We start from the raw sequence: 13,718 nt of genomic DNA on the forward strand, positions 1-13,718 counted from the left end.
CCCAGATCAACATGCTGGATATTGTCCTGTTTGAACCCGAAATTCCGGCCAATACCGGCAATATCATCCGGCTGTGCGCCAATGTCGGCGCACAGCTGCATCTGATTCAGCCGCTGGGTTTTGAGCTGGACGACAAACGCCTGCGCCGAGCCGGACTGGACTATCATGAATGGGTCAGCATCCGTCAATACGCTTCCCTGGCCGACTATATCAATCGCGCCACCCCGCCAAATCTGTATGCCCTAACCACCAAAGGCAGCAAAGTTTACAGCCAGATCAACTTCCAGGATGGCGATGCTTTGCTGTTTGGCCCGGAAAGCCGCGGTATCCCGGCCAGCTTTCTGCAAACCCTGCCGGCTGAGCATAAACTGTATCTGCCCATGCGTCAGGAGAGCCGCAGCCTTAACCTGTCCAACTGCGTTTCCATCGTCCTCTACGAAGCCATGCGCCAATTAAATTTTCCCGGCGCAGTCCTTAAAGCCTAAAAAATCGCCCCGAAGCCATCGCGTAATCGGTAAACGCAGTCAAAATATTTTCAATACTCCTCGTATCCTGCTAGCCATGCCTCAATTCTGACTATTAATCTCAAGGATGCCGAATTGGCTTATAAAACAAGGCATAAAGTTTATATGTGTTAGCATGAATTCGGCTCATCATAAAAGCCATGATTTGAGATAACCATTCAACTGGCAAAGTTGATGGTTTTATCAAAATGTAGATAGTTGTTAGGAGATGATTTATGAAAAATTTTGTGATTAAAAATGTTATTGCTTTAGCCTTGACCTCAATTCCAACTTTTGCCTCGGCTGGGTATAGTTTTCTTACTGAACAGACGCTAAATGTCGGGGGTGGTGTCGTAACCGCAGATCTATATACCAGTGAGAAAATTGTCGCAGGTACAACCCAGTACACCATTGATGCGCTGTCTGGAAAATTTGTAGAAAGTGGGGTAGGTGGTTCGACATACACCTCCTTAACATTGTTAGGTACAGGCCAACAGTTTCCTTCCAGTGCTACCACTGGCGGAAATACTCCCACAGATAATCTATTTCTTACCGCTGGTGGTGCTGGTGGCTTCTTGACTTCTGGCGGTTATGCATTTGGCTATTCAAGTGACCCGGCAGATAAATACCAAGTCTATTTTGCCGACAATAAATATCAAGGCTGTTGGAGTCAAGGTTCTGATTGTATTACTATCATAGGGCCTATTTTTTTAGGCACAATCGGTGGAACCTCACCAGGCGGGTTTCCGGTGCCAACAATCCCAGAGCCGGAACAATGGGTAATGATGCTCATCGGAGTCAGTGTCGTTGGATACCAAGTTAAACGCCAAAAACCCAAACAGGTTTTGGTAAGCTAAATTCATTTTGCCAGATAATATGCCCACGAAACCATTGAAGTGCTGGGGTCTCAAAGATAGGTTCAAAAAGCGGCGACACCCCGGCACACTTCAGAGCCAATAATATTTCAGGCTAAATTTGGCCGGTGCGGCAAAACCCCAGATCACCAGAATTTTTCTCTCTTCTCAAAAGTAGCAAGTAGTCTGGGTGCAGCAAAGCAGAATCGAGGAAATCGCTGCCAAGCAGCCTGCCTATTCTTCATGAAACCAGTTGAAAATCCGCCACACTCAAAGCGGCAGGATGACTGTTTAAACCCACAATAGCAATTTCAACAGCTTGGCTGGCATCGTGCGCATCGTAATAAACGCCACCGTTGCTTTTATTGTAATAAAGAAAATCGTTATGGCTGGTGGCTTTACCGGCGTTACTGAAGTTGGTGGCACTTATCGTGCCGGTGTTGGCAAAAGCGCCAAATGCTGTTTGCGATAATTCAATCTGGCCGTTACCTTTAAAGTAATGATCAATTACCACCGGGGTGCCGGGTTTATTATCAAATAGATACAGCACCGGAATGGCGGCGATGCGACTGGTGCTAATCACTTCCACAGCGTTGTTGACGCTGTCGGCAATATAAAGATTGCCGGCGTGGTCGGCCGAAATCGAATCAGCATTGACGTTGGCATCTATTCTGGTTAGGGTGTTGCTACCGACCGCAATTTCATCAATAACATTTATATTTCCCGAGCCATTCGCCACCTGGATAGCAGCTGAAAAGAAAATATTGCCCATACTGTCAACATCTATACTGTGACCACCAAAAGCGCTTAAGGTATCCAGCGTAGTTACCGCGTGATTACCGGCGCTGATTTCGTTGATATTAAGAGTACCGTTGAGCCAGCCTGATGTGTAGGTAGTAAAATACAGATTACCCGCCTGGTCGATGGTCAGATTACTTAACTGGGCGTTTGCATAGCTGGCGAGTGTTTGCGGGGTATTGCTGCCGGCGGCTATTTCGATGATAGATTGACCATAGTAAATATCATTAACGGTAACAAAAAGGTCACCGCCGGCATCGACAGCAATACTTTGCGCGTTAACGCCTGTGAACAGCGTATTGGCGGCGTGATTACCGGCGGCAATTTCTGTTATCGCGCCATTGCCGTTATCTGCCACATAAACATTACCGCTGTTGTCTACCGCAACACCAACCGGATTATTAAAGCCACTGGCTAGCGTAGTAACGGCATGGGTGCCGGCGCTAATCTCCTTAATAGCGTTATCGCCGCTATCGGCAACATAAATGTTGCCATTATTGTCCACCGCCGTACTGGTGGGATTGTTAAAACCGGTGGCGACAGCCGGTTCCTGCAGGCTGTTACTATCCAGTGGCAAAAGAGTGTCAATTTGACCAGCACCAATCGTTTGCAAATCCGCCATACTGGCTTCAAACGTGGTATCCCAGGTTTGTCCGGTTTGTACCCCCCAGGGATTGCGTAAAATAAAATCACCGGTCACACTGTCGTAACCGACTACACAAAAAGAGTGATCCGAGACAAAAGTGGTGCGCCCGCTGTTGTCCTGTCGGTCACCATAACAGTCAAAAATGACTTCATCATTATCTTGTACCTCCTTGATCAGCGAGCTTTGCAGGCCAGTCCAGGCGTAAGCGTTATAGTTACTGCTGTTATAGGTATAAGCAGCTTTATCGGTGATTAAAGTCAGCGCAGCACCGGAGTAGCCGCCGTTGATCACACTCCAGGCATTGCCTAATCCGCTTTCATTGAGCTGAATATAGGCTATTTCTATCAGACTGGCCCAGATGTCGCTGTTCGAACGATTGCCAAGCAGAGTGCCGGAGTTTTCGTACAACAGGTTTTTGTTAACCGTAATATAGCTGGCAACGCCATCGATAAAGAATCTTACCCCATAAGTGCCATTGCCGTTATCGGTAAGCATGGTGGTAATGGCAGAAGATTCGCATTTGGCGACTTCAGCCAAAGCCGCCAACAGGAAGCAGTCATTAACATGGCCTTGATTGATATCCGTGATCACTGGGGTGCCGCTGGCATTGAAAATCGGGCTGGAGCTAAGCAAATAATGGCTGGAGCTGACTTGGTAATCTGAAAACGTCGCCGGTAAATCACCGCCCAAAAACCATTTTTGTATTAGCTCGCGGATTTGGTCGGCACTGCTGCCGATAGTCAGATTGCCCAGTGTCACTGCCGTAGCTGCTCCGCCAGTCCATGTGGCGTTTGTCGGATCACCGTTTATCAATTTATTACTGATGTTATACAGATAAGGCGATACCTGAATGCCGCCCACAGTATTGAAGTTAGCCACCAAGGCCGTCAAGTCATGGAAAATATTAGCGGTAACACTGCCACGGGCGGCAATATCGTTCAGTATTTTCAACATACCGCTGTAGCTGAGTGCGTCATTGCTGATCTGGGCAACGGCATCGGCACGAACGCCGGTATCCAGCAACTGATTAATCAAGGGGTTATATCCGCTGGCACTAAGGCCTAATGTACTGATCGCGGGTGAACTGTCACCGTCCCAATGGGATTTGATCCTAATATTGTAAGCTGTGCCGTTAAAGGTTTCAGTCCCATTAGAGTTAATAACAGTATTCACCTTGGTCTTGTCGGCTTTGCTCAAGGCCACACTAAACCCGCTGGCGCTAAAATTGCTGAAAGTATCCGTGGTGCTGAACGTGTAACTGCCGTTGCCAATGATTTTGAAGGCACTGAGTAAAATATTCTGGCTATTACCGTGTTTAACCAGATGGCTGCCGCTGAAGCTAAACACGCCGCTTGCCGTATCGTAACTAACTGCGGTAATACTGGGAGCAACGGCATTGCTGACCATGACGCCCTGAGCGCCAAGTGGGTTGTTGCCGCCGTCCCAGCCTTTACTGGCCGATAGCTGGTATAAGGTTTTACCATCGCCGGCCTTAGCGCCATTCTGGTTAAGTAGGCCATCCACTGCCAGTTGGTCAGTTACAGAAAGTTGAATGGCGATACTATTGCTGCTGATGGCGCTGTTGATATAACTGTCAAGGCTTAAGATATAATTTGCGGCGCCATCGCCTTTAATGTGGAAGTCGTTGATCTTGTAATTGGCCGAGACTGAGCTGAAGTTACTGCCGCTCAGCGTCATAATCCCGGTGGCAGCGTCATAATCGGCTTGGCTTAAAACCGGCTTAAGGCCATTTACCGTAACAGCTTGGCCGTTGATGGCGGCACCATTATCACTATCCCACAGGCTGTTCGCGCTGAGTGTCAACAGAGTGGCGTTACTGACGGCAACTTGATTGAGTGTGGCTTTGTCGGCATTAGTTAGCGTAATCGTAAAACTATCAGTCTGTAGCTTGCTGATTATGTCTTTAGTGCTAAAGTTAAAATGGAAATTGCCGCTGCTGTCGCTCAGCGTAAAATGGCTCAAATTAATGCCATTCGTATGCCCATTATTAACAAACAGGCTGCCGGAGAATGTCAGTACGCCTTTGGCAGCGTTATAACTGACAGCCGATAAAGTCGGAACTGTGGCATCACTCACCGTAATGCTTTGCATAACAAATGGTTTGGCACCTTTGTCCCAGCCCTTACCGGCAGCAAGAATATTAGCCGCGCCATTGTTTGCCAATTGGCCATTATGATTGAGCAGGCCATTGACAGCTAACTGATCAGTAGCCGAGATTTGTATCGTCACACTATTGCTGGTCGGTGTACCTGACACCTTACTGCTATTGGTCAACTGATAAGTATGACCACCATCCCCCGAAATACTAAAGCTTGTCACCTTAAAGTCGCTAGCCCTGGTGGTGAAGTTAGCTCCGGTCAATATCAGTTGACCGTTGAATGCATCATAGCTAACGCTGGCAATTGAAGGTGGAGACATGAGATGTTTGGCCGCTGATTTAAAATCAATAACTGATATTAGGGATTTATATTACAAATCATCCGGTTTTAAAAATTAAATTATGGTGACACCATATTTATTTTTATTAGCAGGGGATTACTGAAATAGCCTGCCTAAAATTTACCGCCTGATTGAGCAGGAAAACATATTTGATCAACTACTCTGCACCGCCTTAAACAATCCCTTAATGATCTCACTCTGTACCCCATGCTCAACCATCGGCCCCGGATAATCACCAACCAGTCCGCCATCCCGCTGCTGATCTATTTGCTTAGGGCTTAAGTCACGCAATTCCGGCAGCCAGCGCCGGATGTAAACACCATCCGGGTCGAATTTCTGTTGCTGTAGCCAGGGGTTAAAAATCCGAAAATAAGGCTGAGCATCACAACCGGTTGAAGCCGCCCATTGCCAGTTGCCGTTGTTGATGCAAGGGTCATAATCAATCAACTGCTGGGCAAAATAACGCTCACCCCAGCGCCAGCTGATATGCAGATCTTTCACCAGAAAAGAGGCGGTAATCATGCGCAAGCGGTTATGCATCCAGCCGGTTTCCCGCAATTCCCGCATCGCCGCATCCACTATCGGAAACCCGGTGCGTCCCTCGCTCCAGGCCTGAAACCTATCCATATCTTTCTGCCAGGGGATGGCATCATACTGGCGGTGAAAGGCATGACCAAACACATGCGGGTAATGGAAGGCGATATGACTAAAAAAATCTCGCCAGTACAACTGCCTGAGCAAACCGTGTTCCGATCCCAGTTCCTGCGCAATGGCGTAATAAGCTTCCCTAACTGAACAGCAACCAAATTTAAGATAAGCCGATAAGCCGCTGGTGGCGGCCAGCGCCGGAATATCCCTTTGCACTGCATACTCCCTGCACTCCGTGACTTTGTGTTCCAAAATCGCCAGCGCCGGGCTGCGACCACCACGAAAAGGATTATGGTGCGAGGTTTGTAACTGCTTTAACCAGTCCGGTTCTTTATACTCAGGATAGTGCTGGACAAACTTGCCGGTGCTGACTGTTTGCGGTAAGGCCACCGGTATTTGCCGGGCGCGCCGGTAGAAGGGGGTAAACACCTGATAAGGTTGCCTAGAATCTTTCAACACCTGTTCCGGCTCATTGAGTAACAGATCGGCGTAACTGTTAAAATCCAGCCCGGCTTGCCGGCAATAGTGCTGTAAATCAGCATCGCGATGGCGGCTGAACGGCGTGTAATCACGATTTACAAATACCGCCTCAATCTGCTGTTCCTGCCGTAAGCGGCTAAGCACCTGTTCCGGTTGATCGTTAAACAGATACAGAACCCCGTTCAGCTGGTGGGCTTGCTGCTGTAAATCAGCCAGCGCTTCCAGCATGAACTGCAGGCCGGGTAAGCTTTGATAAGGGTGAGGTTCAATTTGGCGCGGATCAAGAATAAAACACAGTAACACCTTTTCAGAAGCGGCCAGTGCCGCATTCAGGCCCCGGTTATCTGCAAGCCGCAGGTCGCGGCGAAAGATAAATGCCGACAGGCGGTAGCGAAACATGTGATTTAATGAGGTCCAAAAATATCGGCCAAGGCGGCCTCCAGGGCAGGATAGGCAAAACTGAAACCGCTGCTCAGCAACCGTTCAGGACTCACGCGCTGACTGCCTAACACAAGTTCTGCCATTTCTCCCAACAAAGCTTGTAATAGCGGAGCGGGCAGGTTTAACAGGGCTGGTCGGTGTAGTTGTTTGGCTAAAGCGGCGGAAAACTCGGCATTGGTCACCGGTGCCGGCGCGGTAAAATTAAAGGGACCGGACAGCTCAGGGTGCTGAACTAAAAAATCCATCCCGGCCAGCCAATCTTTCCGGTGAATCCACGACATCCATTGTTGGCCGCTGCCCAGTTTACCGCCCAACCCCAGCCGGTAGGCCGGCAGCATGTTCTGCAGCATACCGCCTTGCTGGTCCAGCACCAGGCCGGTTCTGATCAGACACACCCGAACCCCCAGGTTTTCAGCTTGCAATGCCGCCGCTTCCCAGTCAGAACAAAGCTGTTGGGAAAAATCTGTCTTGCCGGGGCTGGCTTCGGTTAACAAGGTATTCCCCCGATTGCCGTAAATGCCAATGGCCGAGCCGCTCAACAATACTTCAGGCTTTTGCTTCAGGCCGGCGATAAAAGCCAGCAGGTTTTCAGTGCCGGCGATACGGCTGTCGCGCAATAACAGCTTGCGGGCCAAACTCCAGCGTCCGCCAAAAATAGGGGCACCGGCCAGATTTACGATAACGTCAAACCGGCTGTCGGCAGACAATGTTTGCAGATTGGTGGTTATCTTAATGGCAGGGTGCAGATGTTTGGCGGCATCCGCCGGGTTACGGCTCAGCACCGTGATCTGCCAGCCTTGTCTTAGCCATAAATCACATAAAGCTGCGCCCAAAAAGCCGCTGCCGCCGGTGATCAAAATATGTTTGCTGTTCATTGTTGCGGGTGTGGTTTGGGTAGTTTTAACTGGATGCCTGCGTAGCATAAATGGGATAAACCCAAGTATAAAAACAGGCAACTATAATTATCGTCAACCGGTACCTGATTGATAAAACCGTAAAAATCGATCGACACCATTAACAGTAGCACAAAAATGCCCATGATCAGAATGCCCTGAAATTGTTGCGTCAGCCGGCAATAGCTGTACACGGCAATTTCGGTGACACACAGATAAATCAGCATTAAGCGGAAATTACCCATCATTGGTCCATACAGTTCGCTTTCATCAGCAAAAAACTGGCTCTCACCCTGAAAAGAAGTCAGGCTAACGTACAATAAAAACAACAGAGCCGCATTAAAATTTAATACAGAAATCCATCTGAGTAAATTCACACTTTTGCCGACACTAATATTTTGCTGCATGATAATTACCTATAGCCAAAAAAATGCCCTTCAGAAGTACTGCATTTTGAAGGGCACATAGAGGAGGAAAATAAATTCCTGCTGAGAGGCCATGTCGGACTAAGGGTTGATATACATATTGCCTATCAACCCTGGACTGTCCTCAGGATAGCGCCAATTGTCCTACATCGTTTACCGGCTCGGTACTGTCACTGTCTGCCGCTACTGGCTCGGCTATTTCTATCGGCTCCGGCTCCGGTTCTGGCGGCGCCAGCACCTTACCCTGCAGCAACTCATCAATCTGGAATTTATCAATGGTTTCCCAATCGAGCAGAGCATGAGCCATATTGTGCAGAATCTGCATATTCTCTTTGAGTATGGTTTCCGCCCGTAAATAGTTGCTGTCTATCACCTTACGGATTTCTTCATCGATGATTTGTGCCATCTGTTCGGACATCGGCTTGGCTTGTGAGCCCATATAACCGCCTTCGTTATCGCCGTAATCCATAGGCCCCAGTCGGTCGGACAAGCCCCATTTGGTGACCATGTTACGGGCTAGCTGGGTGGCACGCTGGATGTCGTTGGAAGCCCCGGTGGTGACTTTATTTTTGCCGTAAATCAGGGCTTCAGCCACCCGGCCACCAAACAGGCTGGCAATCTGGCTTTCCAGTTTGTCTTTGCTGGCGCTGTACTGGTCGCGTTCCGGCAAGAACATGGTAATGCCCAAAGCCCCGCCGCGCGGCATGATGCTGACTTTGTACACCGGGTCGTGTTCAGGTACGTTGCGGCCCACAATGGCATGGCCGGCTTCATGGTAAGCGGTCATCAGCAGTTCTTCCCGGCCCATGACCATGGTGCGCTTTTCGGCACCCATGATCATTTTGTCGCGGGCTTTGTCCAGGTTCTGCATGGTCACCACCCGCTGGTTGTTACGTGCGGCAAACAAAGCGCCTTCGTTGATCAGATTGGCCAGTTCGGCCCCGGAAAAACCGGGGGTACCGCGTGCCAGGTCGTTGATGTTGACATCATCGGCCAAAGGTACCCGGTTACCATGCACTTTAAGGATTTGTTCGCGGCCCTTCAGATCAGGCAAGCCCACTTGCACCTGCCGGTCAAACCGGCCCGGTCTGAGCAGGGCTTTATCCAGCACATCGGCACGGTTGGTGGCGGCTATCACAATAATGCCTTCATTGCCGCTAAAGCCGTCCATTTCCACCAGTAACTGGTTCAGGGTTTGTTCACGCTCATCATTACCGCCCCCCATGCCGGAAGCCCCGCGTTGCCGGCCTACCGCATCGATTTCGTCGATAAAAATAATGCAGGGCGCCCGCTTTTTGGCCTGTTCAAACATATCCCGCACCCGGGAGGCGCCGACACCGACAAACATTTCCACAAAGTCGGAACCGGAGATGGAAAAGAACGGTACTCCGGCTTCGCCGGCAATGGCTCTGGCCAGCAGGGTTTTACCGGTACCGGGAGGTCCCACCATCAACACCCCGCGCGGAATCTTGCCGCCCAGGGCTTCATATTTGCCGGGGGCTTTCAGAAAGTCCACCATTTCCACCACATCTTCTTTGGCTTCTTCCACTCCGGCCACATCGGTAAAACGCACCTTCACCTGATCTTCCGCCATCAGCTTGGCCCGGCTTTTACCAAAGCTGTTCTGGCCGCCGGCGCCCATTTGCTGTTGTTTGCGCATGAAATACACAAATACCGCAATCAATAATAAGGTTGGCGCCCAGGACATCACTATTTGCATGATGGTCGAAGGCTGTTCGGGTTTTTCAACTTTGATTTTTACCCCATATTCCAGCAATTCGTCGATCAGGCGCGGATCATTGGGATTATAAGTATTGAAATATTCACCGCTTTGCCGGCGGCCTTCCACATTATTACCATCGATAACCACTTCGGCGATGGCGTGGCTGCGAATGTCCGCTATAAAGTCAGAATAGGTAACACTATAGTTTTGCTCGTAATGCGGGGTAGGGCGATTAAAATAATTAAAAAGTATCACACCAATCACGGTGAGTACGGTAAAGCGGACAAGATGTTTTAACATGATAATGACCTCTGCAGATTTCAGAAACTAAGGCCCGGCAGGGCTGTGCCTGAATAACTGATTAAATTATATTCGGCAGACCGGTCTAGGGTTTAAACCGCAACCGGTCCGCCGATGTCAGCCTTATTTCTCGTTATTAAAATACCTGAAGAAATCCGAATCGGGTTTTAACACCAGGGTGTCGTCGGTTTTTTCAAAGGCGGTTTGATAAGCCTGCAGGCTGCGGTAAAACGCATAGAACTCGGGGTTCTTGCCGTAGCTGGCCGCATAGATTTCTGCAGATTCGGCATCAGCCCGGCCTCGGCGGTTTTCGGCTTCTCGCTGGGCGTTGGCCAGCAGGATCTGGCGCTGTTTGTCGGCTTCGGCGCTGATCAGTTCGGCGCTTTCGGCACCCTGGGAGCGGAATTCCCGCGCCACTCTTTCCCGTTCGGCGCGCATGCGCTGAAACACGGAGCTGCTGACTTCTGGCGGCAGGTCGATGCGTTTGATGCGAATGTCGATCAGTTCGATGCCGAATTTGCCGGCCACCGGGGCGAGTTTGTCCAGCAGGGTTTGGCCCAGTTCGCTGCGGTCTTCGGTGATCAGTTGTTTGATGGTGCGCAGGCCAAATTCGCCGCGCATGGCATCTTTCATGATCTGGTCCAGACGCAGGTTGGCCTGGTATTCGTCGCCGCCGACGGTGGTATAAAACAAGCCGACATCACCGATGCGCCATTTGGCGAAGGAGTCGACGATGACGTTCTTTTTTTCGGAGGTGAGGAAGCGTTCGGATTTGGTGTCCAGGGTCAGCACTCGGGCGTCAAAGGTTCTGACGTTGTTGATGATGGGGGTTTTGATATGCAGTCCAGGGGCAAATTCGGTGCTGACCATTTTACCCAGCCGAAACAGGATGGCTTTTTGGTGCTGTTCGACATAGAACACTGACAGGTAGCCGGCCAGTAATACGGTGAGACTGGCCGGAATGATGAGGCTGAGAGTTTTGTTGTTCATGGTTTGCTCCGGCTGGGACGTAGTTCGGGGGCGGCGGCTTTGTGGTTATGGGCGGCTTCGCCGCTGTTGTCCGGGCTGCCGAGGTCAGCTACGGGGTGTTTGCTGCCGGCGGCCTGGGCTTCGGCATTGGCCAGCGGCATGTAGAATTGCGGGGCGTTCTGGGTGGATTCGATCAGGATTTTACGACTGCCGCTATAGAGTTTTTCTTTGGCTTCCAGATACAGGCGTTTGCGGGTAATGGCGGGATTTTTTTCGTATTCCACCAGAAGTTGATCAAAGCGTTCGGTTTCGCCTTTGGCTTTAGCCACTTTTTCGGCCTGGTACGCATCGGCTTCCTGGAGTAAACGGGCAGAGGCGCCACGGGCTTTGGGCAGGATTTCGTTGCTGTAGGCTTCGGCTTCGTTGATCAGGCGCTGTTTGTCTTCACGGGCGCGGATGGCGTCTTCAAAAGCCCCTTGTACTTCTTCAGGCGGCTGGGCGTCTTGCAGGTTGACGCTGGCGATGGTGATGCCGGCCTGATAGCGGTCCATGGCGGTCTGGATCTGACTTTTGATTTCGGCCACGATTTCGCTGCGACCTTCGGTCAATACAAAATCCATATCATGCTGGCCGATCACGGCGCGTTCCACGCTTTCGGTCAGTTGTTTCAAAGTGGCTTCGCTGTCTTTGACATTGAACAGATAGTCTTTGGCATTATTGATCTGATACTGCACCGCCAACCGGACATTGATGATGTTCTCATCCCGGGTCAGCATCAGCGACTCCTGGGGAATATTGGCGGCTTTGGCAAAGCGTCCGGAATCGCGGTAGCCCACTTCGATAAAGCGTTGCTGTTCCACATTCACCACTTTCACGCTTTCCAGCGGCAGCGGCCAATGCCAGTTCAGGCCGGGCAAGGTGGTGTCGGCATAAGCGCCAAACCGGCTGACCACGCCTCGGTTGCCCTGATCGACAATATACCAGCCGCTGCCCAGCCAGGCCACCAGCAGCCCGGCACCGGCTACTGCCGCCACTTTCTGCACCCCAAACAGTTGCTGATGGGATTGATAAAAGTCACTGCCGCGCTGGCTCAGGCGTTGCCAGTGCTTATCAATCTCCGCTTTCCAATCGGGTGGCGGAGTGGGTTTGCTGGTGTTAGGTTTTTCTGTAGACATGGTAACTCCTCTTATTAAAGTGACTAGGCTCTGGTCATTTCTCAGCTGTCATTCGGCTCAAGAAAAAGCACCAGATCGTAGCCAAACTGTTCTTTTAGTTTTTTTAAGGCTTGGTTTTGTATTTGTCTGACACGCTCCCTAGTCACTTGTAATTGATCGGCAATAGCCTGAAGAGTCATTTCGGTATGATTTTTCAAGCCAAAGCGCATATTCAGAATGGTCGCTTCCTTTTCCGGCAGGCTGGCAACCACATTCTCTATATATAAATTCAGGTTGTTATCAATCAATTCAGACAAAGGTAGCGAAAACTGTTGTTGCTGCAGGCTATCCATTAGAGTCAAATCGTCATTTTCTTCGGAAATGGCGGCATCCAGAGAATGGGTCGCCTGAAAATAACTACTGACCGTTTTTATTTCTTCCACGCTTAAATCGCATTCCTTTTCCAGTTCCGCTTGGCTGGGCCAGCGATTGTGTTCCAGATAACAATTGCGCATCACTTCAAAAACGGCAGAAGCTTTCTCGGCCAGAGCGATCGGCAGCCTTACCACTCGGTCCTGTTTCACGATCAGCCGGGAAATAGCCTGCTTGATCCAGAAAACCGCATAAGTGGAAAAACAGATGCCGCGATTGGGGTCGAAGCGGTCAACCGCCTTAATCAGCCCCACCATACCTTCCTGCATCAGATCATCAAAACTCAGCTGTGTGGTTTTATACTTATGGGCAATAAATGCTACCAGGCCGGTATTAGACACAATCATTTGTTCGCGCAACGCTTGTAATTGATAACGGCTTTTTAACACCTGCTTTTTATAAAGTGCGTCACTACTGGATGGTTCGGGGTGCTTTTGGCTAATAATCGGCTCAGTCAGTTGGATCAGATAAGCTGAGTAAAAATGGCAGCTGCCCAGCAGTTCAATGGTAGTGTCTGAAGCGGTCCTAAACTCACCTGAACTTGGTACATTACCCTGTACAGAGTCATTGTTTTGTACAATACTGTTGCACAAGCTTGTCAAGGTTTTGTAATTGATGTTGTCGTCACCATCCTCACTGCCGGTTTTGGCTAATTGTGCGGACATTAATTGGCAGGCCAGATTATTTTGCAGCAGTAATTGTTGCAGTTGTTGTCTGGCCAGTTCCATCGTTGTCGCCAGTTGTTGCGCGGCATTCAGGTCTGCATCCTGCTTGGCAGCGCTGTTGGCGGCACGGCTGGACACGCGGTTTTTAGGCGTCTGATCCGGCTTTTGGCGTAACTCCGCACTAGACAATGACAGGTCTGCCAATGGAGCAACAGTTCTTTTTTGTAATGGATAAAATTCTAGTAGTGCCATGATATTCCCACGAGCAAGAATTAAGTTGGCGATAAAGTTATCTCAATGTACAATGTTTGTCAAATAAAAAACTTA

The 13,718-nt window shown here is 49.9% G+C and carries 10 protein-coding genes; 2 read left to right on the top strand and 8 right to left on the bottom strand.

Features of this window, described 5'->3' with window-relative positions:
* The first annotated feature begins 11 nt into the window (after positions 1 to 11).
* On the top strand, positions 12 to 485 hold the full coding sequence (trmL, locus tag KEF85_RS02210) for a tRNA (uridine(34)/cytosine(34)/5-carboxymethylaminomethyluridine(34)-2'-O)-methyltransferase TrmL (protein WP_215583120.1): 474 nt from the start codon (positions 12 to 14) through the stop codon (positions 483 to 485).
* Between the two features lie 254 nt (positions 486 to 739).
* Entirely contained in the window at positions 740 to 1,360 is a 621-nt protein-coding gene (locus KEF85_RS02215) for a hypothetical protein (RefSeq protein WP_215583121.1), read from the top strand.
* Between the two features lie 238 nt (positions 1,361 to 1,598).
* Here the strand turns inward: KEF85_RS02215 and KEF85_RS02220 are convergent, their stop codons facing one another.
* The 8 genes from KEF85_RS02220 to KEF85_RS02255 form a co-directional block, all read right to left on the bottom strand.
* Positions 1,599 to 5,240: a C2 family cysteine protease gene (locus KEF85_RS02220; RefSeq protein ID WP_215583122.1), complete on the bottom strand. Its 3,642-nt coding sequence runs from the start codon at positions 5,238 to 5,240 to the stop codon at positions 1,599 to 1,601.
* A 174-nt stretch (positions 5,241 to 5,414) separates the two neighbouring features.
* A complete protein-coding gene (locus KEF85_RS02225) occupies positions 5,415 to 6,788 on the bottom strand; it encodes a cryptochrome/photolyase family protein (RefSeq protein ID WP_215583123.1) in 1,374 nt (457 codons plus the stop codon).
* A gap of 5 nt (positions 6,789 to 6,793) precedes the next feature.
* The gene (locus KEF85_RS02230) at positions 6,794 to 7,705 is read right to left on the bottom strand and encodes a TIGR01777 family oxidoreductase (RefSeq protein WP_215583124.1); all 912 of its coding nucleotides are present in this window, start codon (positions 7,703 to 7,705) and stop codon (positions 6,794 to 6,796) included.
* The gene (locus KEF85_RS02235) at positions 7,702 to 8,130 is read right to left on the bottom strand and encodes a hypothetical protein (protein WP_215583125.1); all 429 of its coding nucleotides are present in this window, start codon (positions 8,128 to 8,130) and stop codon (positions 7,702 to 7,704) included. Before KEF85_RS02235 ends, KEF85_RS02230 begins: the two co-directional genes overlap by 4 nt.
* 142 nt (positions 8,131 to 8,272) lie before the next feature.
* Complete coding sequence (gene ftsH / locus KEF85_RS02240; RefSeq protein WP_215583126.1) at positions 8,273 to 10,171, bottom strand: ATP-dependent zinc metalloprotease FtsH; 1,899 nt, start codon at positions 10,169 to 10,171, stop codon at positions 8,273 to 8,275.
* 123 nt (positions 10,172 to 10,294) lie between these two features.
* Positions 10,295 to 11,161, bottom strand: coding sequence for a protease modulator HflC (gene hflC, locus KEF85_RS02245; protein ID WP_215579947.1), 867 nt, complete (start codon positions 11,159 to 11,161; stop codon positions 10,295 to 10,297).
* Positions 11,158 to 12,315: an FtsH protease activity modulator HflK gene (gene hflK, locus KEF85_RS02250; protein WP_215583127.1), complete on the bottom strand. Its 1,158-nt coding sequence runs from the start codon at positions 12,313 to 12,315 to the stop codon at positions 11,158 to 11,160. Before hflK ends, hflC begins: the two co-directional genes overlap by 4 nt.
* Before the next feature lie 41 nt (positions 12,316 to 12,356).
* On the bottom strand, positions 12,357 to 13,643 hold the full coding sequence (locus KEF85_RS02255; RefSeq protein ID WP_246535018.1) for a sigma-70 family RNA polymerase sigma factor: 1,287 nt from the start codon (positions 13,641 to 13,643) through the stop codon (positions 12,357 to 12,359).
* Positions 13,644 to 13,718 lie beyond the last annotated feature (75 nt).

This window comes from Methylomonas paludis (assembly GCF_018734325.1).
In the GTDB taxonomy this organism is placed as follows: Bacteria; Pseudomonadota; Gammaproteobacteria; order Methylococcales; family Methylomonadaceae; genus Methylomonas; species Methylomonas paludis.